The 21776-nt window shown below is 65.1% G+C and carries 16 protein-coding genes and 1 CRISPR repeat array; of the genes, 9 read left to right on the forward strand and 7 right to left on the reverse strand.

Annotated elements, in window-relative coordinates; genetic code table 11:
• The first annotated feature begins 1142 nt into the window (after positions 1-1142).
• The 6 genes from cas3 (at position 1143) to BM430_RS09200 (ending at position 8761) form a co-directional block, all read left to right on the forward strand.
• A complete protein-coding gene (gene cas3 / locus BM430_RS09175; protein ID WP_143131983.1) occupies positions 1143-3713 on the forward strand; it encodes a CRISPR-associated helicase Cas3' in 2571 nt (856 codons plus the stop codon).
• 211 nt (positions 3714-3924) lie between these two features.
• Entirely contained in the window at positions 3925-5511 is a 1587-nt protein-coding gene (gene casA / locus BM430_RS09180) for a type I-E CRISPR-associated protein Cse1/CasA (RefSeq protein ID WP_177302989.1), read from the forward strand.
• On the forward strand, positions 5498-6049 hold the full coding sequence (casB, locus tag BM430_RS09185) for a type I-E CRISPR-associated protein Cse2/CasB (protein ID WP_093566952.1): 552 nt from the start codon (positions 5498-5500) through the stop codon (positions 6047-6049). Before casA ends, casB begins: the two co-directional genes overlap by 14 nt.
• A gap of 32 nt (positions 6050-6081) precedes the next feature.
• Positions 6082-7269: a type I-E CRISPR-associated protein Cas7/Cse4/CasC gene (cas7e, locus tag BM430_RS09190; RefSeq protein WP_093566953.1), complete on the forward strand. Its 1188-nt coding sequence runs from the start codon at positions 6082-6084 to the stop codon at positions 7267-7269.
• Positions 7269-8027: a type I-E CRISPR-associated protein Cas5/CasD gene (gene cas5e, locus BM430_RS09195; RefSeq protein ID WP_093566954.1), complete on the forward strand. Its 759-nt coding sequence runs from the start codon at positions 7269-7271 to the stop codon at positions 8025-8027. Before cas7e ends, cas5e begins: the two co-directional genes overlap by 1 nt.
• Positions 8024-8761, forward strand: coding sequence for a type I-E CRISPR-associated protein Cas6/Cse3/CasE (locus tag BM430_RS09200; RefSeq protein WP_177302990.1), 738 nt, complete (start codon positions 8024-8026; stop codon positions 8759-8761). The genes cas5e and BM430_RS09200 overlap by 4 nt, the downstream gene beginning before the upstream one ends.
• Positions 8762-11561: 2800 nt before the next feature.
• Positions 11562-12078: a CRISPR direct-repeat array (repeat unit 29 nt; unit sequence GGCTCCCCCGCGCCTGCGGGGATCGACCC).
• Between the two features lie 247 nt (positions 12079-12325).
• On the opposite strand, the gene BM430_RS09205 is transcribed toward BM430_RS09200, so the two are convergent.
• The 5 genes from BM430_RS09205 to BM430_RS33870 all read right to left on the reverse strand — a co-directional run bounded on the left by BM430_RS09205 (position 12326) and on the right by BM430_RS33870 (position 15695).
• Positions 12326-12565, reverse strand: coding sequence for a hypothetical protein (locus BM430_RS09205; protein ID WP_093566956.1), 240 nt, complete (start codon positions 12563-12565; stop codon positions 12326-12328).
• Positions 12566-12604: 39 nt separating this feature from the next.
• Complete coding sequence (locus tag BM430_RS09210; RefSeq protein ID WP_093566957.1) at positions 12605-13462, reverse strand: hypothetical protein; 858 nt, start codon at positions 13460-13462, stop codon at positions 12605-12607.
• A 637-nt stretch (positions 13463-14099) separates the two neighbouring features.
• Complete coding sequence (locus BM430_RS09215; RefSeq protein WP_177302991.1) at positions 14100-14882, reverse strand: DUF3102 domain-containing protein; 783 nt, start codon at positions 14880-14882, stop codon at positions 14100-14102.
• Between the two features lie 11 nt (positions 14883-14893).
• Complete coding sequence (locus BM430_RS09220) at positions 14894-15136, reverse strand: hypothetical protein (protein ID WP_093566959.1); 243 nt, start codon at positions 15134-15136, stop codon at positions 14894-14896.
• A 13-nt stretch (positions 15137-15149) separates the two neighbouring features.
• Positions 15150-15695 (reverse strand): hypothetical protein, encoded by a 546-nt coding sequence (locus tag BM430_RS33870; protein ID WP_143131984.1) that lies wholly within the window; start codon positions 15693-15695, stop codon positions 15150-15152.
• 175 nt (positions 15696-15870) lie between these two features.
• Between BM430_RS33870 and BM430_RS09225 the strand changes: the two genes are divergently transcribed.
• The 3 genes from BM430_RS09225 to BM430_RS09230 all read left to right on the forward strand — a co-directional run bounded on the left by BM430_RS09225 (position 15871) and on the right by BM430_RS09230 (position 19343).
• Positions 15871-17214 (forward strand): tyrosine-type recombinase/integrase, encoded by a 1344-nt coding sequence (locus BM430_RS09225; RefSeq protein WP_093566960.1) that lies wholly within the window; start codon positions 15871-15873, stop codon positions 17212-17214.
• Positions 17215-17497: 283 nt separating this feature from the next.
• A complete protein-coding gene (locus tag BM430_RS33875) occupies positions 17498-18034 on the forward strand; it encodes a hypothetical protein (protein WP_143131985.1) in 537 nt (178 codons plus the stop codon).
• Between the two features lie 352 nt (positions 18035-18386).
• Complete coding sequence (locus BM430_RS09230) at positions 18387-19343, forward strand: ketopantoate reductase family protein (protein WP_093566961.1); 957 nt, start codon at positions 18387-18389, stop codon at positions 19341-19343.
• Here BM430_RS09230 and BM430_RS09235 read toward each other — a convergent pair whose 3' ends face one another.
• Positions 19344-20228: a ribokinase gene (locus BM430_RS09235; RefSeq protein ID WP_093566962.1), complete on the reverse strand. Its 885-nt coding sequence runs from the start codon at positions 20226-20228 to the stop codon at positions 19344-19346.
• Positions 20229-20255: 27 nt separating this feature from the next.
• Complete coding sequence (locus BM430_RS09240) at positions 20256-21653, reverse strand: FAD-binding oxidoreductase (RefSeq protein ID WP_177303001.1); 1398 nt, start codon at positions 21651-21653, stop codon at positions 20256-20258.
• Positions 21654-21776 lie beyond the last annotated feature (123 nt).

Genomic DNA, 21776 nt, shown 5'->3' on the forward strand with positions numbered 1-21776 from the left:
GAGATGCATGTTTTTCACTGTAGCAATCCTCTACCATATTATAATCGGGATATCAAGCTTTATACTTATATCGACTGTCTCGGTTAAATCATGGCAGCGTACGACAACAGAATAAGCCGCCGGTCGACCGCTTCGAGTGCGTTGAAGGCCGCGAGGCTGGCGCAAGGGCCGTGTCGTCGATCTCGGACTGCCGGAGACGGTTCTCCAGGACGATGCCGTGGGGGCCAGCGATCAAGCACGTGATAGCGCGGTCCGTGTGCTATACTGGAAGCTATCAGGAGAGTGACGACACCAGGAGTATACATGGGCATGGATTGCTCTAACGCTGAAGCGGAACAGGTTCTAAAACATTGGTCTACTCACGCTTTGCGCCGCTATGTAGAACGATATGGTAGAGAGGGTGTTTCCTGGGATAATTTCGCACGAATTGTGCCACGCATAGAAGAGAGATTTCGACTCGCATTTGATCGAGATCTAGAGTCTGTTTATAATAGCCCGCTTGTTCTTGTTTGTGTCAAAGTACCAATTGAAATTCAAGCTCCTACGGATAGTAAGAGAGGGATGTATCGATACGTTAAAGTATGGGCGTTGTACAACTTTAAGGCAAGGTTGGTTGTGACAACTTATCCGCCAAACCCAGACGTATCTCGAATGTCAATCGAAAAGAGAATTCTTCACGTGCCGGCTAAGTACAATGTTCATATTAACTAAGGGCTCGCGGACGCTTAAATAGAACTTTTATGCGCTGCACAATGTCCGTAAGGGTATACAAATGCGGACTGAGCTCTCAGTCCGTTGCTCAAGCCGCCACGGGCTTGGTACGCCCGCCTCAGGCTGTGGATCGGCGTCCAAAGTAGTCCCAGCCTCGCATGCCGCTTAAGGGATTGGCCGAAAAGGTTTTTACATCTCTGAGCTGGGCACCTTTTGAACGCCGATCGACGCCGAAGCGGAACCCACTTTTGCAGGCTAGAGACAAACGTTTTCAGATGCTTAGGCACGAGTGGTCAATGGGTCCGCTTTAGACGCTGATCCACAGTGTTGGTGCATGAAGCGTTGAGTCTAGCGGCATCGTTGAGGGGCTGCCGGGCGGCAGGGTCGCGATAACGCCAGCGGATTCTCAGATTCATACAGGATTGCAGGACGTGCCAAAGTCCACGACTAACCTCGATGCCACTGAGAGAGCCTGGGCCAAATATCGCTTCGATGTGGGTGGCATGCGACGGTGGCACTCGCTCGTCGCCCATGGGATCGATGTGGCTGCCGTTCTCGAGGCGCTCTGCGAGGCGCCCATCGTATCCGCTCGACTGGCGCGGGCGGCAGGACGACCACTGACGCAAATCGATGTCGCTCGCCTCGGGGTTTTCGCCTGCCTTCACGACTGCGGAAAGGCGAACCGTGGGTTTTGGGCTCGCCAATTCCCGCTCGACGATCCGCGGCGCGAACATGCAGCGGGCCACATCGAAGAGACAGGCACCATCTTCTATGGGCGTGTAGGCGAGGCTGCCTGGGAGCCGCTTGGGCTAGGGCGCCTCGCTGAGTGGGGAGCAGCCGCTGAAGCTTACTTGATCGCGACCCTGTCCCATCACGGCAGTCCCACTGGAGAGCGTCTGCGCAAGGCGAACGGCGACGAGTTCTGGAAAGCGGATAACCGCTACGACCCATTCGTCGAGCTCGCTCGACTGCGCGACGCCGCTTTCACCATGTTCCCGAAAGCAGGCCTGTCCGGACCGGACCTGCCTGATGCGCCGCGCTTCATCCACCTCTATGCTGGCCTACTGACCCTTGCCGATTGGATCGGCTCCGACGAGCAGCATTTCCCGCTCACGAGCGGTGACGACGCGTCTCGGGTCGGCTTCGCTCGGGCTCAAGCGCGTGAGCTTCTGACCGCGTTCGGACTCGTCGGCCTGCGGGAGCGTCGCCGGCCGGAGGTCACCCGCTTCGATGACCTGTTCGGGTTTCCCACCCGTCCTCTCCAGCAAGCCCTCGATACGATCGACGCTGAGTCCCTGGTGATCCTGGAGGGGGAGACCGGCTCCGGAAAGACGGAGGCGGCACTCTGGCACTTCGCTCGCCTGCTCGAGGAAGGTTGTGTTGACAGTCTCTACTTCGCCCTGCCGACCCGGGTGGCCGCGACCGAGATCCATGGCCGGATCACGCGTGCCGCCGACACCCTGTTCGGGCAGGGCGCGATCAAGCCCGTGCTGGCAGTCCCCGGCTACGTCCGCGCCGGCTCTGTAGACGGCCAGCGACTGCCCGGTTTCAAGGTTCTGTGGCCTGACGCGACCGATCGCCGGTTCTCGGACGGTCGCTGGGCGGCGGAGAGCCCGAAGCGCTTCCTTGGTGCGCCGGTCGCCGTTGGCACGATCGACCAAGCTCTCATGGCGGGCCTGCAACTCGGTCATGCTCATCTGCGAGCCGCCGCACTCTCCCGCAGCCTGCTCGTCGTGGACGAGGTGCACGCCTCCGATACCTACATGACCGCGCTGTTGAAGCAGGTACTCGACAACCACCTCTCGGTGGGCGGACGGGCTCTCCTGATGTCGGCAACCCTCGGCGCCGACGCCCGCGCGTACCTCACCGGGCGCCCGACGCCGTGCCTCAGCGCGGCACGAGAGATCGCCTATCCGGCGGTGACCAGGGGGGGTGCGACAGCGCGGACGGATGGGGGCCCAATCGTCAAGTCGGTCAGGGTCGACCGCCAGCCCTTGATCGCCGACCCAAGCGCCGTTGCTGCACTCGCGGCCGCGGCGGCTCGAGACGGCGCGACGGTGGTCGTTGTGCGCAACACCGTCCAGGACGCCCTCACCACGCAGGAGGCCCTCGAGACCGCGGCTGAATCGGCGCATCTGTTCCGGGTGGCGGGCCTCGTCACTCTCCATCACGGCCGCTTCGCCGCGGAAGATCGACGCCTGCTGGATGCGCAGGTGACGGCACGCTTCGGCAAGCATCGCAAGAGCCGCGGTCAGGTTGTCATCGGAACGCAAACCCTGGAGCAGAGCCTCGACATCGACGCAGACCTTCTCATCACCGACCTCTGCCCGATGGACGTGCTCCTGCAGCGCATCGGCCGCCTGCACCGGCATGCGCGGTCTGACCGGCCACCAGGGTACGAAGCCGCCCGCGTGGTCGTGCTGACCCCGCCCGAGCGCTCGCTTGCGCCCTTTCTCTTCGGCCCGCGTCATGGCCTCGGTCACAACCGGGAGGGCGCGGGAGTTTACGGCGATGTGCGCGTGATCGAGGCCACCTGGCGCCTCCTCGAACGAGAGACCCAACTCGTTATCCCGGGTATGAACCGCGTTCTCGTCGAAGAAGCGACCCATCCGGAAGCGCTCGAGACAATCGTCGCGGAGCTTGGGTGGGAGAAAGAAGCCAGCTTGCGCGAGGGGCTGGCTTTCGCTCACCGTCACATCGCGGCCCGGGACGGGCTCTCGCTGGCGAAGCCGATCGAGGCGCTGACCTTTCCAGGGGTGGATGACCGGGTGCGAACCCGCCTCGGCCTCGACGACCTGAACTTCCTGCTTGCGACGCCTGCTCGCACCCCCTTCGGCCAAATGATCCGCTCACTCCGCGTGCCGCAGGCCATCGCGAGACGGGCGAAGCTTCTTGACCGTGCCCTGCCCGAGCAGATCGCGGTGGAGTACGCCACCGAGGGCCTCGTCTTCCCCGAACTCGGCTTGCGCTACACGCGCATCGGCCTCACCGCTGCACTGTGATGCTGCAACGGTGAGGAGCTGCATCCCCGCCAGGACGGGGGAGTGATCGAACTCTCGATCGAGACTCGGACGATCCCCGCGGGGCGAGGTGGTGCACGTGCACCGACCTCATGGATAGCGCAACCCGCGGGTCCGTGCACCTCAGCGTGTCATGTCCTTGACAGGGGTTCAATTCCCGATCCAGGCTGTTGTCATAGTCTGGGGAAGAATGATGGATTTGATCACGTCGTCCATCTTCTCCGTGCGCCTTGCGGCGGGTGAGCGACGGAGGGTGTCCCTGCCCGAGGCCTATGCTCTGCTGGTGGCGGACGCTGTGGAGGCTTTCACGGCTCTGCGCCCGCATCAGGCACCCGCCTGGCACGCCTTCCTGGTCCAACTCGGCGCCCTCGCTCTTCACCACGCCGGCCAGGACGAGCTACCGGCCGACGCAGAGACCTGGGCGGCGCTCCTGCGCGCGCTCGCCGGAGCCGACGCGGATACGGCCTTCGCGCTGGTGGTCGAGGACTGGACCAAACCCGCCTTCATGCAGCCGCCGGCACCGAGCAAGGCCGCGGCGGCCGAGTACAAGCTCAGTGCGGAGACGCCCGACGCTCTCGATCTCCTCGTCACCTCCAAGGACCACGACGTGAAGGCGGAGCGCATGGGCTCGCCTGAGCCCGAGCACTGGGCTTACGCACTCGTCACCTTGCAGACCTTCGAAGGCGTGATGGGATCGGGGAAGTACGGCATCGCTCGCATGAACGGTGGGTACGGAAGCCGTCCCATGCTCGGCGTCGTGCCGGAAGGCGGCCCGGGTGTGTCTCTGCAGCGTGACCTCGTCCGACTCCTCGCGGCACGGGACAGTATGCTCGCCGACTTCGCCGGCCTCGGAACGCGCCGCGCCGTCGGGCTCACCTGGCTCGAGGCCTGGGACGGCGCTGCACCACTCGCGCCGGAGGACCTCGACCCCTTCTTCATCGAGGTCTGCCGACGGGTGCGCTTCGTCCAGAGAGGCGAGCGCCTCGTCGCGTTCGGCGTCGGCTCGAAGGCCGCTCGCATCGCGTGGCCGAAGGATCTGAAGGGCCGCACGGGGGATCCGTGGGCCCCCGTGGACCGGCAAGAGGGCAAGGTCCTCTCGGTGACCCGCGACGGCTTCGGGTACCGCCGCATGGCGCAACTTCTCGATCCAGCACTCTATGACCGCCCTCCGCTCGCGCGGATTGACGCCCAGGATGCCAAACGGGGGCTTTCTCTCCGGGCCGTGGCTCTGGCACGTGGGCAGGGTAAGACCGAGGGGTTTCACCGCCGCGCCATCCCCATCGAGGAGCGCGTTCGCCCGATCTTTGCTCGCGGTGCGGCATCTTTCGACCGCTTCGGTACCGAAGCGCGACGGCGCGCCGACAAGGCTGGTGAGTTCGGACGCAAGGCGCTGCGGCCCGCCCTGTTCCTGCTGTTCCAGGGCGGGGAGAAGATCGACTTCCAGAAACCCACGACGGGCCCGCAGGTGGAGCCCTGGATGAGGCGCTACGACGCCAGAGTCGACGCGATCTTCTTCGACCAGCTCTTCCAGTTCATGGCCGCCGAGGACGACGAAGCCCGGCGGGATGAGGCCGAGGCCGACTGGCAGAAGACCCTGCGCGGCGCGGCGCTCGCCGTGCTCAGGGCTGCGGAGGCTGCCGCGCCGCGCAAGGCGGTCGCGGTGTACCGCGCCCGCGCCGCTGCGCGCTCCTACCTCGCCGCCAAGATCCGGCACGAGCTTCCACTGTCCGGCCCACCTCGCCCTGCCGCTTCGGAGGAGCAGCCCGATGCACCCCGCTGATATCGTCCGCATCGTGAAGGCCGTGCCGGCCATCGCTGGCCGGCTCGGGGCGTCAGAGCCGGGGCGGCGCATGTCTCCTGGCGAGCGCGCGACGCTGCGGCGCCTCGATCCGGCCAATCCCGAGAACGGCATCGGCGCGGTCTGCCGCCTGCTGTTGGCGTGCGGCGTCGAGATCGAGCGGCTCGACGCTCCCGCCCTGCGCCGTGTGGCGCTGGCCGTTCACTTCCAGGCCCTGCTGAGCGGCAGCGGCGCCGATCCCCAGGCGCCGGTCCGCGCGGGTGCCGGTCTGGTCCAGGCTGGCCTGAGCGAGGGGCGCTTCCGGCGCTTTCTCACCGCTCGCGGTCCGGCCTTCGACGATCAGATCCCCCGGCTCGCGCGCTTTCTGGCCGGTCGGGGACAGCGCCTCGATGCCCGACCTCTCGTCGAACTGATCTTGCTCGGCGGCGAGGACGGCAGCCGGGCGGAGGACATCCGACTCATCCTGGCTCGCGATTACTACTTCGCGCTCGGCAAGGAGCGGGATCCCCAAGCCGCCTGACGGCGACCTGCGCGCAAACCGAGAAGGCCTCCATGACCGAACCGCGCTTCATCCAGATCCACTGGCTCGCGAGCTATCCCGGCACCCTCCTCAACCGGGACGACGCAGGGCTCGCCAAACGCCTGCCGCTCGGCGGCAACGTGCGCACCCGCGTGTCGTCGCAGTGCCTCAAGCGCCACTGGCGCATCGCGGAGGACGAGCACGCCCTCTCCAGTCTCGGTGTCCCCAACGCTGTGCGCTCGAAGGAGATCGTCGATCGCGAGATCGGCGAGCGGCTCACGGCGAAGGGGATCGCGCCCGAGATCGTCAAGGCCGTTGCCGACGAGTTCGCCAAGGCGCTCTATGGCAAGAACGCGGTCGACCCGAAGAAGCGGCAGGCCCTGATCCTCGGCTGGCCGGAGGTGCGCTACCTGGCGGATGCCGCCGAGCAGGTGGCTGGGTCTGCCGCGAACGCCAAGGCGGCGGAGGCGGCCGCCAAGGACTTCTTTGCCAAGGGCGATGGCAAGGCCAATCTGACGGCGCTTCGCGACCAAGGCCAGGTGCCATTCGGCCTGGAGGTGGCCCTCTTCGGCCGCATGGTTACGTCCGACCCCGCTGCGAACAAGGATGCGGCCATCCACGTGGCACACGCCTTCACCGTGCACGACGAAGAGCCAGAGCAGGACTATTTCACCGTCGTCGACGACCTCAAGCAGCTCGACGAGGACGAGGACGCGGGGGCCGCCGGTGTTTTCGACACCGAACTCACCTCGGGCCTCTATTACGGCTACGTGGTCGTGGACGTGCCGCAACTCGTCATGAACCTGGCGGGTGTCGACCGGAAGGCGTGGCTAGCCGAGGGCACCGATCGCGGCCTTGCCGGGCGCGTGGTGGAGAACCTGATCCACCTGATCGCCAAGGTCTCGCCAGGCGCCAAACGCGGGTCGACCGCGCCGTACGCTCACGCTGAGTTTGTGTTGGTCGAGATGGGGCGGCGTCAGCCGCGGACGCTCGCCAACGCCTTCCGCACGGCGGTGCCGCTGAGAGGCGTGAACTCGCTCCTCTCCTCGGCGAGCCAGTCTATGGCGGCGTTCCTGGATGACATGGACGAGATGTACGGCCCCCACGAAACCCGGCTTCTCGCCGCCCGGCGAGAAGGCCGCCTCGAAGGGGTGGAGACTATCGCCTTGCCCGAGATCGCGTCCCGGGTGAACGCCGCTATTGCTGCTGGGCAGGTGTGATGCGCGAGCACCTTCTCCTCCTGCTCGAAGCCCCGCTCCAGGCCTGGGGCAGCGTTCTAGTCGATGCGTACGGTCCGGTGGATGAGTTTCCGGCTGCGACCCTGGTCGGTGGCCTGGTCGCCAATGCGTTGGGCTACGACCGCGCGGATTGGCAGCTTCTCGAAACTCTCCAGGAGCGTCTCGTGGTCGGCGCGGCCGTGTTGCGTCGTGGTTCCACGATCACCGACGCCCAGAACGCCAAGCTCGCTAAGGGGGATGTCGGCTGGACGACGCGAGGGCGTCCCGAGGGGAGAAGCGGTGGAGCGGACTCCTACAATAGCCCTCATCGCCGCTTTCGCGACTACCACGCCGACGCGCTCGCACTCGTCGCACTCCGCCTCGACCCACCGAATGAAGCGCCTGACCTCGACGCCATCGCCCACGCCTTGGAGTGGCCCGAGCGCCCGCTCTTTCTCGGCCGCAAGCCCTGCCTGCCCTCGAGGCCGATCGCTTGGCAGGAACGGATTTCGGCTGAGACCCTCCTCGATGCGCTCAACCTTGGCGCTGTAAAGCTGGTCGAGGCGGAGAACGTGAGCCCGAAACTTCGGCTTGAGCTCGACGCGGGGCCGTGGCGTGCCCGCTGGCCGGACCGAGAAGGGGATGCGCCGAGTCGCCTCGTGGAGGTTTGCGACGATCGCGACTTTCGGAATGGCGTTCATGTCGGCCTGCGCCGTCGGCGGGTTGGCACGATCGGCGGGGAGCGGGAGCACGCGTCGTGAGCCTGCACCTCGTCTCCCTGCGTCCCGATCTGCCGCGCCTGACCGCCTTCGCGGCGAAGACCGGCGCGCTGCCGGCGGGCGGCGACCTCGGCTACGCTGTGCATCTGGCGTTACGCCAAGCCTTAGGTGCGACAGCGCCACAGCCGTGGCGGTTCTTCGAGCAGCAGAGACGGCTGCTTGGGTACTGTCGTGACCTTGGGGGCTTCGAGGCGGCTGTTGCGCTGCCTCCTCTGGACGAGCGCACGGAGAGCGCCCGGGCTGCTCTGGCGCTCGACGGTGTAGAAACGCGTACCATGCCCACGACATGGCGTTCTGGTCTCATCCTCGACTTCGAGGTGCGCTTGCGTCCCGTCCGCCGCACCGGCCTGGCCAATCGCTCGAAAGAGCGTCCGGGTGAGCACGATGCGTTCGGCGTCGCCGTGCGGGGTCTGCCGCGAGAAGAGTGGCCAAGTCGTGATGAGGTGTATCTCGGCTTCGCGAGAGAGAAGCTCGAGGCGAGCGGCGCCATAGCCTTGTCGCGCCTGTCCCTTGCAGCCTCAACCCGCACCGAGGTCGCGCGTAGCCGTCACGACGGCGGTGCGCCGCGCAAGCGCATCGACGGTCCGGATGTGACCGTGATGGGGCGCTTCTCGGTGCAGGATCCGGAGGGTTTTGCGGAACTCCTGACTCGGGGCGTTGGTCGCCATCGCGCCTTCGGCTTCGGTATGCTCCTTCTCAAGCCTCCGGGGCGGTGATCTAAAGGAAGTAGGTTCTAGGTCGGTCTGTACGCTATCGTGATCCACGAAGCGACCGTACGCCTACTCTCTCGCTATTTGAAATTGTTAAAAAAATCAACAACTTGCCTGGAAGAGGCTCCCCCACACGCGTGGGGATTGTCCCTGGATGCGGGAATTCCTGAAGTGGACCACCAAGGCTCCCCCACACGCGTGGGGATTGTCCCTGGGAGACCTGGACCAGCAGGTCCATGTGCCGGGCTACCCCACACGTGTGGGGATTGTCCCTCGTGCAGCGGGTTGACGGACAGCAGAACGTCGGCTCCCCCACACGCGTGGGGATTGTCCCCAAGCGGACGCCCTGGTCCTCTCCGAGATGGCGGCTCCCCCACACGCGTGGGGATTGTCCCGGCGATGCCTCGTACAGGGTCTCGGGCGAGTCGGCTCCCCCACACGCGTGGGGATTGTCCCCAAGCGGACGCCCTGGTCCTCTCCGAGATGGCGGCTCCCCCACACGCGTGGGGATTGTCCCGGCGATGCCTCGTACAGGGTCTCGGGCGAGTCGGCTCCCCCACACGCGTGGGGATTGTCCCGGCTCGGCCCGCGACCGCCTGAAGGAGGTAATGGCTCCCCCACACGCGTGGGGATTGTCCCTACAATCAGGTCCGGCGCCTCGCAAAGATCGCGGCTCCCCCACACGCGTGGGGACTGTCCCTCGCCGCTGATGGCCGCGATGCTGTGGGAAGAGGCTCCCCTACACGCGTGGGGATCGCCCCCTCGTCCCCAGACCTGGACACGCTCCCACACGATGGCGCCGGCTCCCCGCGCCTGCGGGGATCGACCCGGCACGACCATCTCGGTCAAGCTCTCGACCTGGGCTCCCCCGCGCCTCTGGGGATCAACCCATCGAACAGCAGTCCATTGATTACGTTGTGTAGGCTCCCCGTACTGCGGGGATTGACCCTTGTAGAGCCCGCGGGCATTCGCGAACTCTGAGACTTCCCCCGCATGCGCGGGGATGGACCCATGGCGCAAGATTACGTCATCAACTACACCCTAGATCCCCTGCATGTGCGGGGATTGACCTTGCACGGGGTCCTGTTTGCTAGTGATCCACCCGGTTCCCCATACGCGTGAGGATCGTCCCGCCCCTACACCCTGATCGACGTCACGTTGCAGGCTCCCCCGCACCCTCGGGGATCGACCCCGGGCGAGCTTCGAGTGCGAGAAGGCTCGATAGCTCCCCCGCGCCTGCGGGGATCGACCCCGGCGCTTGATGTCGCCTGTGTCGATTGTCACGGCTCCCCCGCTCCTGCGGGGATCGACCCAAGCGGAACGAGCGCGACGAAGCGGAGGAGAGGGCTCCCCCGCGCGTGCGGGGATCGACCCGGCCGCGCCCTCTGTCCGTCCTGCCATGGCCGGGCTCCCCCGCGCCCGCGGGGATCGACCCCACGTCGACGCGCGGGCCGGCAAGACGGTGAAGGCTCCCCCGTGCCTGCGGGGATCGACCTGGCGCGGAACCCTGCCTGATCGTCCTGCCGCCGGCTCCCCCGCGCCCGCGGGGATCGACCCTGGTTAGTCTGCATCAGGGCCACATCGCTCTGGGCTCCCCCGCGCCTCCGGGGATCGACCCTTCGATCCGAATGGCAAGACATCGCTGGGTGCGGCTCCCCCGCGCCTGTGGGGATCGACCCGACGCTCCAATCCATGCTGCCTTCTGGGCTAAGGCTCCCCCGCGCCTGCGGGGATCGGCCCAGGTTGGCCTGGCTGATCACGGAGCGCGACAGGGCTCCCCCGCCTGTGCGGGGATCGACCCACTCTCCAGCCACTTGGCTATCTTGCGTCGCGGGCTCCCCCGCATGCGCGGGGATCGACCCATCCCGGAGACCGGCCGCTGGGTGGTGATGCCAGTTCCCCTGCGCGCGCGGGGATCGACCCGAGCACGAGGAGCATTGGCGCCAGCAGGAGCGGGCTCCCCCGCGCCCGCGGGGATCGACCCACCCAGATCAACGGCGGTGCCATCGCGGCCAAGGCTCCCCCGCGCCTGCGGGGATCGACCCAACCTCGGCAACGCGGCATCGAGCTACGGCACGGCTCCCCCGCGCCCGCGGGGATCGACCCCACTGGCGGAGCACGATGGTAGCGACGTTGACGGCTCCTCCGCGACTGCGGGGATCGCCCCCCCTTCACCCCAGGAGAAAGACCCCATGACGAGGCTCCCCCGCGCCCGCGGGGATCGACCCGGCATCGTCAAGGCGTATTGGGACGCCACGTCGGCTCCCCCGCGCCTGTGGGGATCGACCCGCCGAGTACGCCAACCCGGCGAACTGGTAGCGGGCTCCCCCGCGCCTGCGGGGATCGACCTTGCACCTGGGTCGTCGTCCGGGCCGAGTTCAAGGCTCCCCCGCGCCTGCGGGGATCGACCCTCGAAATAGCGCGAGCCGCCGATTTCGATCCTGGCTCCCCCGCGCCTGCGGGGATCGACTCTCCTTGCGGCCCCAGCCCCGGTGGTAGAAGAAGGCTTCCCCGCGCTGCAGGGATTGACCCAAGGATCCGGTGACCAACCTCTACAAGGAGTAGGCTTTCCCGCGCCTGTGGGGATCAACCCATCGAGCAGCAGTCCATCGATTATGTCGTGTAGGCTCCCCGCACTGCGGGGATTGACCCTTATAGAGCCCGCGGGCGTTCGCGAACTCAGAGACTTCCCCCGCATGCGCGGGGATGGGCCCATGGCGCAAGAGTACGTCATCAACTGCACCTTAGATCCCCCGTATATGCGGGATTGACCCATCGGCCGGATCAGCGAGGCCCTTTGGGGCTTGGCTCCCCCGCGCCTGCGGGGATCGACCCCACGAGTACGTGTTCAATGCCGGCTACATCGAGGCTCCCCCGCACCTGCGGGGATCGACCCAAGGATTTCGCTGGTATTGTGCAGGCGTCCGGGGCTCCCCCGCGTCTGCGGGGATCGACCCGGCAGCGAGCCCGGCATCGCGAGCCCAGCGATGGCTCCCCCGCGCCTGCGGGGATCGACCCAAGACGCTGGGCACCAAGCTGAAGCCCGACCCGGCTCCCCCGCTCCTGCGGGGATCGACCCGGGCCGGGCGTGATCGACGCCGACTACCGGGGGGCTCCCTCGCGCATGCGGGGATCGACCCTTCGATCCGAATGGCAAGGCATCGCTGGGTGCGGCTCCCCCGCGCCTGTGGGGATCGACCCGACGCTCCAGTTCACACTGCCTTCTGGGCTAAGGCTCCCCCGCGCCTGCGGGGATCGACCCTCGAACTCGATCTTCTCGATGCCGAGCGGGATGGCTCCCCCACCTGCGTGGGGATCGTCTGAGGTCGATATGCGAAAGCTTGTCCCGCAGTCCGGCGGCCCCTCCAAGCCATCCGAGAATCCTCCGAGCCGGTGTACCAGGGGATCGGCTCCACGATGTTGAAGTTCTGGGCGTCGTCGAGGAAGCCCGCCAGGAGGTGATGCGGCCGGTGTCGTAGTCGATATCATCGAGGGGTCGACGCGATCGGGGTTGTCGTCCTCGATCGCGCCCAAGGTCTCGACGGTCCCGCCACACCGCCGGATGCAGGATCAAGCCGCCATCAGGTATTCAACCTCCTCGGCCGTCCGGATGGCGGGGAAGGCCTCGTCGAGGTCGGCAAACTCGGCCGCCGCCTCCGCCGCGTTCTTGCGTAGCCGGACCCAAATCGCGTCTTGGGCGTCCGATCCCAGGCCAACCAAGTGGAGGGCGGCCTTGAAGTCGTGGCCGATCGGCGGCGTGAGTGCCGGCACCATCGAGAAGTAGGTGTCCAGGATCGCGCCCCCGTTCACGTCCTGGCCGGACTGCTCGACCGTACCGTTGCCATCACGCTAGGCGGCCAAGGCGAGCGCTTCCATCCGCACCCACATCGGCCAGGTCTGAGGCGCTGCGAAAGGATCAGCCAGGTGTGCGACAGCTTCCAGGTCGCGACCGGACTCCCGCGTGCGCGTCTGCACGGTCGAGGTGTCCGCATCCACAATCCCGGCCCTGCTTCCATCCTGGCCGGCAACCCCCGCGGTGCAATCCACCGATGTCAGTTTTTTTCCCAAACTCGTCGCCACCAATCCCTTTATAATGGGACGCGAGCGACGCTTTTGGGAAAATTCTGGAACGACCAACCCGATCTGGCGGACCATGTCGACGTTGGCCTCGTACGTACCATCGGAGTGCCACCGACGAAGGGCCGAGACAGGTACCCCCTTCTTTTTCCAGTTGCGGATAGTCCGGTCCCCACCGCACCCCAGGCCGAGAACGACGGCAAGCGTTCTCTCGTCGTCGCGTGTCGTGCAGTCCTCCCGGCGCTTCCCACCGTTCCGCGAGCGACGTTGTTGGGCGCCGATACGATCCTTCGGACGCTTCCGAGCCTTGCGCGCCTCCATCGTGTCATCGACGGATACGAGGTACCGACACGAGCAGGCCAGCTTCGTATCCTGCGAGATCTGAAGCGCCTCGGCGAGGTCATCGCGGTTGAAGTACATCACGATCGAGTCGGGATCGTCAAAAGGGTCAGCCTCAGGCAGGTGCTCCTGCGCCCACGCTATGATGCGGGGAGCCGGGTCCCGGCCAAGGGTCGTCCACTTCAGAGTGAGCAGCGGCTTGACGCTTCGCAAGACCATCTGAGCGTCAAAGGCCTGCCCAATGTATCGCGTACGAGCAATGACGCGCTCGCTTTCGTTGATGATCTTCATGATCCGCGTGCGAAAGCGCAAATGTGTCTTGTCATCATCGTCATACGCAGTATGACCATGCTGAGAAACTCGCACCCGGTTGGACCGCGTGCGCTTTGGCGGATATTTGAATATACTGAGGTTCAAGTCGATAGGGACCACAGTTTCCGCTTGCAGGACGAACTTTTTTGCGTTAAACACTGATGTAACGTTCTGATGGTGATTGATTGGTGGCCCCGGAAGGCCGGCGGTTGGAGTGTTCGAGAAGCCCGCGGTTGGCGTCGCGGGCTTTCTCATTTCTGGTCTACCAAAAAGTGGCTAGAAGCCCAAATCGAGGCTCAGACTCGACTTCGGCACAACAGAATTTTAACCGGGCACCGCGTGATGAAGACTCATTGATAGTTTTTGTGTATCGATGATGGCACATCAATATGGTTAAACTACCCCCAGTGGTGCTCGACCTCGTGCGTCCGACGGCCCACCTTCTCGGACATCCACGCCGTGACATACTTGCGAAGGTACGTCATGGCGTAAACATGTACGGAATGACCTGCTAATGCGGGGAAGCGGGGAAGCGAGCTAGGGGCTCAAGCACCAAGCACCCACGATCGCAATCAAGGCCGTGCCGCATGGCTGGTGCGCTGGTCGCATTGCAGCATCAATGAGCTTGCTGCTTCGGCACGTACGCACCAGGCGCATTAGCCACGCCAGCAACGCCGTCATCTGGCGTGTTGAGAGCCCTCAGTGCCTCTCTGACGCGATAGACGCCTACTGACTCGATCAACTCCATGATCCGGGGCAAGTCATCACCCAAGCGCTCGGTCAGAAGCATCGCAGCATCTTTAGCCGTACGCTCGTGCTCCTCACAGAGACGGCGCCTCTCAGCGTCCTGCGCCTCCTGTTTCTTTGCCTCTGCCTTGTTGAGCTTCGCTTGCTTCTCCGGAGACAGCTTCGCCCGTTCCCGCGTGCGGGCAGCGCTATCAATTTCCTCCCTCTTTGCGCGACGGGCCTCGTTGATCCGCATGCCAATCACGCGAGCGTCAAGCGGCTGGCCCTCGTCAAAGCGAGCAATCACATCGGCGCGGATGTCGTCGGGGGTGGACTTCGCTGCAAGCGCATAGATGGTGGTTGGCGGCAGAACCGAAACGATTTCGGGTTTTGAGGAAAATACCTCAGCCGCCCGCATAAAGTTCTGCGCCGTCCGGTCGGTCATTCTGAACTCTGCTGCGATCCACGGGCCAAAGGCGCCATGACCAAGCTTCTGCTTCATTTCCAGGAGGTCGCGGCCTGTATCCATGATGTTGGTGCGTATCCGATAGCGCACGCGACTAGCAATCTGACGTGCTTCAGATGCAACGTCCTCAGGAAGTTGCGTGTAATCAAAGGTGACGGTGGCGCCGGGCTGGGCGCTCAACCGCTGAAAAAGGGGCAGGGTGGACATGTTATTTTTCATCACCGGCTCTCCTGCTCCGAAATCCATGCAAGGATGGTGGAGCGGCGTGCGCAGATCGTGCCGCCCATCTTGAAGCTCGGCAGTCCAAGCCTGTCAGCGGCGTGATAGACCCGTCGCCGGTTTGCCTCAGACGCGGCGCCGAACATAAATTCGGCGATGGCTTCAGCTCCGGTCATAAGATCCTCGGAAAGCGGCAAGCCGCTCCCGTTCGCGCCGCGAGGGCGCGTCTGAGTTTCAGGCATCTGACTTCTCCAGTTAGGTTACTAGAAGTGATCCAACGGCGCGTAAGGTCGCGGTTGAAATCTTGATCTCGACTCGCCTATCACCTGCGGCTACATGATTAGCGGACGAGAAGATGAGCGCGCCTATGAAGGCGCGATCCCGCGATGGGGATTTTTGGAAAACGCTGACGTCGATCCTTGGTGTAGGGCGATGAAACACGACTTCGATGTCGTTATTCAGCAAAAAGAGAACTGGACTTTCCCTCCGATCCGGAATGCATAATCGTACCAAGCCAGCAATGCACTCAACCGCATTGGCAGGGTTGTGCAAAACCTGTTTCAGTGCTTCGCCGCCTCCCATGTTATCGTTGAGGTCATAGGGATGGGGTGCATCGCTGAGTGGCAGCGATGCATACGTCTCCACGGTCTGAACTGCGTCTTTTGCTAATTCTGACGCATTGACGCCTATCAAAAGCGTAGCAGCATCAGTCGTGGTCATTTTAGCGCCAGATTTCCCGCGGCCAAATTTCGATATTTTGCCAGCGTCGCGCAAATACTGCCCGACGCCCGTGACGGTCATCTCGCTCAGGCCCTCGGCCTCTGCGATCGTACTAACGAGGTCCCGGAAGAGCGCCATCGTATGCCCTGTCAATTAGAATGATCCAGAAAGAAGGTCAAGTGCCTATCTGGATAATTCTGAAAGACTCGTGGTAGCATGGCCGTGGGCGGTTCGGAAGCGCCGACGGAGGTGTTCCATGGCATCGGTGAGCAAGCGGATGCTCCCATCCGGCAAGCAAGTATGGCTTGCCCGCTACGTTGATGGAGGCGGAGAGAGGCGTTTCAAGCAGTTCACGACGAAACGTGAGGCAGAGTCATTCCTGCTTCAAGCCAGAAGCCAAGTGGCAGCGGGAAGCCACATCCCGGACCGCGCTGCGAGCACCGTGGGAAAGGCCTTCGAGATGCTCATGAAGACGCTGGAGGATGAGGGCGCGGCTCGGGCGACCCGCCGCAATTACCAAGTCTACTACAACGGCCACGTCAAGCCGTACCTTGCCGCCCGGCTCCTGCCGAAGCTGCACCCGGCCGATGTGGGGGAATGGCTCGACAAGCTGAAGGAGGATGGCAGGACGGACGACACGCGCCGCCGCGCCCGGGTCGTCCTCGGCGTCATCTATGACGAAGCGATTCGGCGCCGGCTGGCCTACACCAACCCGGTCCGGGCGCTCCGTAGTCGCCGCAAGACCCGGCGGGCGGAGATCCACGAGGCGCAGGACACGCTAGAGATCCCAGAGCGGGAGACCGTGAGGGCGCTCTTAGCTGGTGCCGCAGACGTGGATGGCCTGTTCCTGATCGCGCGTCAGCGGACTGATAAAGGTCTTCAGACTGTCGAGGTGCGCCGGGTGCCAGCGAAGCACCCCATCAACGTGCTGCGCACCTTCCGGAAGGAGCATCCTGGCGCAGAAGTGCAGGCCTACCGCCCGACGCCTTGGCTCCGGCCGATGCTCGCCGCGATGGCCCTGGCTGGTCTCAGGATAGGAGAAGCGAGGGGTCTCTCGTGGCATCGTATCCATGCCGAGCATTTGGAAGTCCGAGAGGCGGTGGACGCCTTCAACGAACTCGGCACGGTCAAGACAGTGGCAGCACTCCGGACAGTCCCGATCGGTCCGCAGCTCGCTGCGATCCTCGCCAACTGGAAGGCTGCCAGCAAGGGCAAGGATGGCCTGACATTCCCCTCAGAGGAGAAGACGCCACTCGGCTACGCCAACATCGCCAACCGCCAGCTCAAGCCGCTTCAGATCGCGCTCGGAATCACCGCGGCCGATGGGTCGCCGCGCTGGACGGCTCACGACTTCCGACACTTCGCCGTCTCGCTCTGGATCGATGAGGGCGCGGCGATCAAGCAGGTATCGGAGTGGGCCGGGCACGAGGCGCCGGACTTCACGCAGCGCGTCTACGGCCACCTGTTCAGCGCTGGCCGCGCGGACCGGCGGGCGATCAGCGCTGGCGAACTGTCGGTTCTCGGCGAGATCGAACCTGCAACACGGACGCAACACGGCAACGACAACGATTCAGAAATCCCTTTCAACACAATAGCATAACCTATCGCCTAGACCGCCTTCTAAGCGGCAGGTCGTAGGTTCGAGCCCTACCGGGGTCGCCACTGAAATGCCCGCTCGGTCAATGACTTGGCGGGATTTTGGCATGCCCAGCGTCGACGGCGGGTGTGTTGCAGCAGCTAGCAACACGGATCCTTGTTTTACAATGGGTTCCAGCGTGGCGTAGGCTGCTCCACGCAATGCGGAAGTAACACGTCTGGGGTGGCGGAAAGCAATGCCTAGGGCGATTACAAAGATGCACCGTAATCTATCCCGCGATAGATCAATGAATGTACGTTATTTTTTCAAATACAAATTAATTGAGAAAAATGAACCCCTCGGCAGATTTTCCCATAATCTTCTCCTGAGGGGCAAGGAGTATTTATCGGCGTTCGAGAAGTTGACCGCTGGAGACAAATTAGCAGAGCCGTACGCCAGCTATTTTCTCTTTGCACATGCTTTAGAGCTCATACTTAAATCATATCTTGTCGCGTGTGGGGTAACAAAAAAAGAATTAAGGGAGAAAAAATTAGGACACAACATTGAGAATATATATAAAAAATGCGCAGAAAATAATATTGGCCATATAGACAGGCTGCAGCAATTAGTGGAAAGATTCCACGATATGACCTGCGGGGATGAGTTGAGATACCCTAGACATCTTATTATCAAGCTCCCGCTTCCAAGCGAGTGTGCAAATATAACGAGGAATGCTATATCAAAAATCGAACCTACAGTTTCGTACGCATATTTAGATTATGTATTATACAGCGCTGCTGAGGCAAGGAAAAATAAGAATGCAAAATTTCACTACAATGATTAAGATTTGGTTAAATAAATTTAATAAAATTGGCCGTTGCGGGGTATACTAGGCAATATCGACCTAAAATATCCATGGATCTTAAATTTTCCCTGGATCATTCGTATTGTGCATCTGTTCGGCCTAGGTAAGCAGGCTGGTCCGAATGTGCGAGTCCACTGGGTTGGGCACGATTGTGCCCTACGGCATCGGCCAGTTTTCGCCTTCCGGGTAGAGCCGTAATCGGCCGGCACGCCTTCGATGCACCCGCGTTGCTACGGTGCCCGCCTGGACGCGTGCTTTCCCGCCACGATACGATCGCCCGAAGACGAGCCGGGCCCCTCGCGCAAGGCGCCCGCACCACGGGAGGGGCAGGATGGCGAAGGTCGGGATCGTCGGCTGCGGGGCAATGGGCTCGGTCTACGCGGCGCTGATGGCGTCGGCGGGTCACGCGGTGCACGCCGTCACGCTCTGGGCCGACCATGCGGCGGCGATGCGCGAGCGCGGCCTGCGCGTCGAGGGCGCGAGCGGCGACCGGACCGTGCGGCTGGCGAGCGCCGGCACGACGCCCGAGGGGATCGGTCCGTGCGACCTCGTCATCATCGCCACCAAGGCCTTCGACGTCGCGGCGGCGGCCGAGAGCTGCGCGCCCCTGATCGGGCCGGACACCGTGGTGCAGACGATCCAGAACGGGCTCGGCTCGCCGGAGGTGGCGGCCGCCGTGATCGATCCGGACCGGATCGCCGTCGGGGTGGTGGGCGGCTTCGGCGCCTCGATGCGCGGGCCCGGCCATGCGCACCATAACGGGCTCGAGATGATCCGCTTCGGCGCCTTCGCGGGCCTGGAGCGGGAGCGCCTGGAGGCCTCGGCGGCGATCTGGGAATCGGCCGGGTTCAAGGTCAGCCTGTTCGACGATCTCGGCCGGATGGTGTGGGAGAAGCTGATCATGAACGTCACCTTCTCGGGCACCACGACGCTCACGGGCCTCACCATCGGCGGGGTGATGGCGGATCCGGAGGCGTGGAGCGTGGCGCGGGGTTGCGCCGAGGAGGCGATCGCCGTGGCGGCGGCGATGGGGGTGACGCTCCAGGTCGGCGATCCGGTCGAGCACATTCGCCGGCTCGGCGGCAAGATCCCGGAAGCGCGGCCCTCGATGCTGCTCGACCACCGCGCCGGGCGCCGCGGCGAGGTCGAGGCGATCAACGGTTCGATCCCGCGCCTGGGGCGGCGTTGCGGCGTGCCGACCCCGGTCAACGACACGGTGGTCGCCCTCATCAAGGCGCGCGAGGCCGCCTTCCCGTCGCCGGCGGACCCGGCGACCTGCCCCGCCTGATCAGGCGCTGAGGGCCCCGTCGGTCTCCGCCCGCCACGGCAGGCTCGCCTGGCTGCCGCGCCGCCCGCAGGCGAGGGCGGCCGCCACGCTCGCCCGCTCCATCGCCGCGCGCAAGGGCGCGCCGCGGTCGAGCGCGGCGGCGAGCACGCCGACGAAGCAGTCGCCCGCCGCCGTGGTGTCGACCGGGTCGACCGCCCGGGCCGGGACATGCCAGGCGCCGTCCGCCGTCGCTGCCTCGGAGCCGGCCTCGCCGAGGGTGCGCACCACGTCGATGCCGAGCGCCGCCCGCAGGGAGGCGGCCTCCGGCGCGCAGCCGAGCCGCGCGGCGGTCGCCTCCGCCTCGTCCTCGTTGACGACGAGGAGGCCGGCGAGGCGCAAGGCGTCGATGTCGAGCGGCAGGGCCGGGGCGAGGTTGAGGATGCTGCGGACGCCCAGAATCCGGGCCCGGCGCAGCAGGGCGGTGGTCTCGGCGGGATCGACCTCCATCTGCAGGAGCAACGAGGTCGCCCGGGCGAGGTCGGCATCCGCGATCTGGTCGGCCCGCGTGTGCCCGTTGGCGCCGAGCGCCACCACGATGCGGTTGCGGCCGGCCGCGTCGATCCAGATCGAGGCGCAGCCCGTCGCGGCCGCCACCCGGCGGACCCGGGCGGTGTCGGCCCCGGCCTCGCGCAGGCCCGAGAGCGCCACCTCGGCCAGGGCATCGTCCCCGACCGCGCCGACCATCGCGACCTCGGCCCCGTCCCGGGACGCGGCCACCGCCTGGTTCGCCCCCTTGCCGCCCGCCTGCACCGCGAGGTCGTCGGCGAGCAGCGTCTGGCCCGAGCGCGGCACCTCGGGCAGGCGGAAGATCAGGTCGGCGTTGAGGGAGCCGAAGCACACGATCACGGGGTTTCTCCGCTCACAGGACCTTTGTCACACGACCTTGCCGGGATTCAGCACCCCGTCCGGATCGAGGGCCGCCTTGAGGCGCCGCATCAGGGCGATCTCGGGCTCCGAGCGGACGTGGCCGAGCCAGGGTTTCTTCGTCAAGCCGATCCCGTGCTCGGCCGAGACCGTGCCGCCGAAATCCCGCACCAGGCCATAGACCACCTCCTGGATCACGTCCTTCGGCTGCGGGCTCGCGCCCTTCACGCCGGCGACGATGTGCAGGTTGCCGTCGCCGATATGGCCGTAGAACAACGCCGTGATGCCGGGCAGGCGCTCGGTCAACGCCGCCTTGCAGGCCCGGACGTACGCGTCCATCGCGGCGACCGGCAGGCCGATGTCGAACGGCTCGTGCGGCCCCAGCACCTGCGGGAATTCCGAGCAGGCGTCGCGCACGCCCCAGAACGCCTTCACGTCGGCGACCGAGCGGGACAGAACCGCGTCGGCGAGCAGTCCCGCCTCGGCCTGCGCTTCGAGCCAGGCCTCGAAGCGGGGCCCGTCGAAGGTCTCGTCGGTGCCCTGCGCTTCGATCAGGCAATAGGCGGCGTGTCCTTGAGGCAGCGGCACCCGCACGCCCGGCATGGCGCCGATCGTCTCCCAGTAATCCGGCCACATTACCTCGAAGGCCGAGAGCATCGGCCCGAGGCCCCGGCGGGCCGCCGTGAGGAGCCCGACCACGGAATCGTAATCCGGCAGGGCGCAGAGCGCCGCGAAGGTGCAGGCGGGCTTCGGGAACAGCCGCAGGACCAGCCGGGTGATGATGCCGAGCGTGCCCTCCGAGCCGATGAACAGGTGCTTGAGGTCATAGCCGGCGTTGTTCTTGATCATCCGGTTGAGGTTGGTGACGATGCTGCCGTCGGGCAGCACCACCTCCAGGCCGAGGATCATTTCGCGGGTCATGCCGTAGCGGATGACCCGGTTGCCGCCGGCATTGGTGGAGGCGTTGCCGCCGATGGCGCAGGAGCCACGCGCCCCGAGATCGAGCGGGATCAGGAAACCGGCCGCGTCGGCGGCCTCCTGCACCACCTGGAGCGGCGTGCCGGCCTTGACCGTCATGGTGGCGGAGGCCTCGTCAATCGCCTCGATTCCGGTCATCCGCTCCAGCGACAGGGCGACCGAGCCGGGGAGGGGGCGGGCGCCCCCGCACAGGCCGGTGAGGCCGCCCTGCGGCACCACCGGCACGCCGTGCCGGGCGCAGATCCGCATCGCGGCGGCGACGGCCTCGGTGGTCGTGGGCCGGACCACCGCGAGGGGGCTTTGCGGCCCTAGCGTGCTCCAGTCGGAGTCGTTGCGCTCCGGCAGCCCGGCGCCGGTGAGCACCGTCCTGTCGCCCAGCTCCGCCACGAGGGCGGCCACCACCGCCTCGCTGCGGGACGCGTCCGGCATCGCCGTCATGCAGGTCTCTCCTCCCAGAGGCGGCGTGGATCGCCGCTCGTGTGGATGGTCCTATACGGGTTTTGTCTAACCTGTCCAAAAATCAGTCGAGCGCGGGATCCCCTCTCCCGTGTG

The organism is Methylobacterium sp. 174MFSha1.1, from assembly GCF_900116815.1.
Taxonomy (GTDB): domain Bacteria; phylum Pseudomonadota; class Alphaproteobacteria; order Rhizobiales; family Beijerinckiaceae; genus Methylobacterium.

What these genes read in the sequence shown, in the direction of transcription:
- casA (WP_177302989.1), top strand. Translation starts at nt 3,925, where the DNA reads ATGGATTTGATCACGTCGTCCATCTTCTCCGTGCGCCTTGCGGCGGGT.
- casB (WP_093566952.1), top strand. Translation starts at nt 5,498, where the DNA reads ATGCACCCCGCTGATATCGTCCGCATCGTGAAGGCCGTGCCGGCCATC.
- cas7e (WP_093566953.1), top strand. Translation starts at nt 6,082, where the DNA reads ATGACCGAACCGCGCTTCATCCAGATCCACTGGCTCGCGAGCTATCCC.
- cas5e (WP_093566954.1), top strand. Translation starts at nt 7,269, where the DNA reads ATGCGCGAGCACCTTCTCCTCCTGCTCGAAGCCCCGCTCCAGGCCTGG.
- BM430_RS09210 (WP_093566957.1), bottom strand. Translation starts at nt 13,462, where the DNA reads ATGAAGATCATCAACGAAAGCGAGCGCGTCATTGCTCGTACGCGATAC.
- BM430_RS09215 (WP_177302991.1), bottom strand. Translation starts at nt 14,882, where the DNA reads ATGTCCACCCTGCCCCTTTTTCAGCGGTTGAGCGCCCAGCCCGGCGCC.
- BM430_RS09220 (WP_093566959.1), bottom strand. Translation starts at nt 15,136, where the DNA reads ATGCCTGAAACTCAGACGCGCCCTCGCGGCGCGAACGGGAGCGGCTTG.
- BM430_RS33870 (WP_143131984.1), bottom strand. Translation starts at nt 15,695, where the DNA reads ATGACCGTCACGGGCGTCGGGCAGTATTTGCGCGACGCTGGCAAAATA.
- BM430_RS09225 (WP_093566960.1), top strand. Translation starts at nt 15,871, where the DNA reads ATGGCATCGGTGAGCAAGCGGATGCTCCCATCCGGCAAGCAAGTATGG.
- BM430_RS33875 (WP_143131985.1), top strand. Translation starts at nt 17,498, where the DNA reads ATGAATGTACGTTATTTTTTCAAATACAAATTAATTGAGAAAAATGAA.
- BM430_RS09230 (WP_093566961.1), top strand. Translation starts at nt 18,387, where the DNA reads ATGGCGAAGGTCGGGATCGTCGGCTGCGGGGCAATGGGCTCGGTCTAC.
- BM430_RS09240 (WP_177303001.1), bottom strand. Translation starts at nt 21,653, where the DNA reads ATGCCGGACGCGTCCCGCAGCGAGGCGGTGGTGGCCGCCCTCGTGGCG.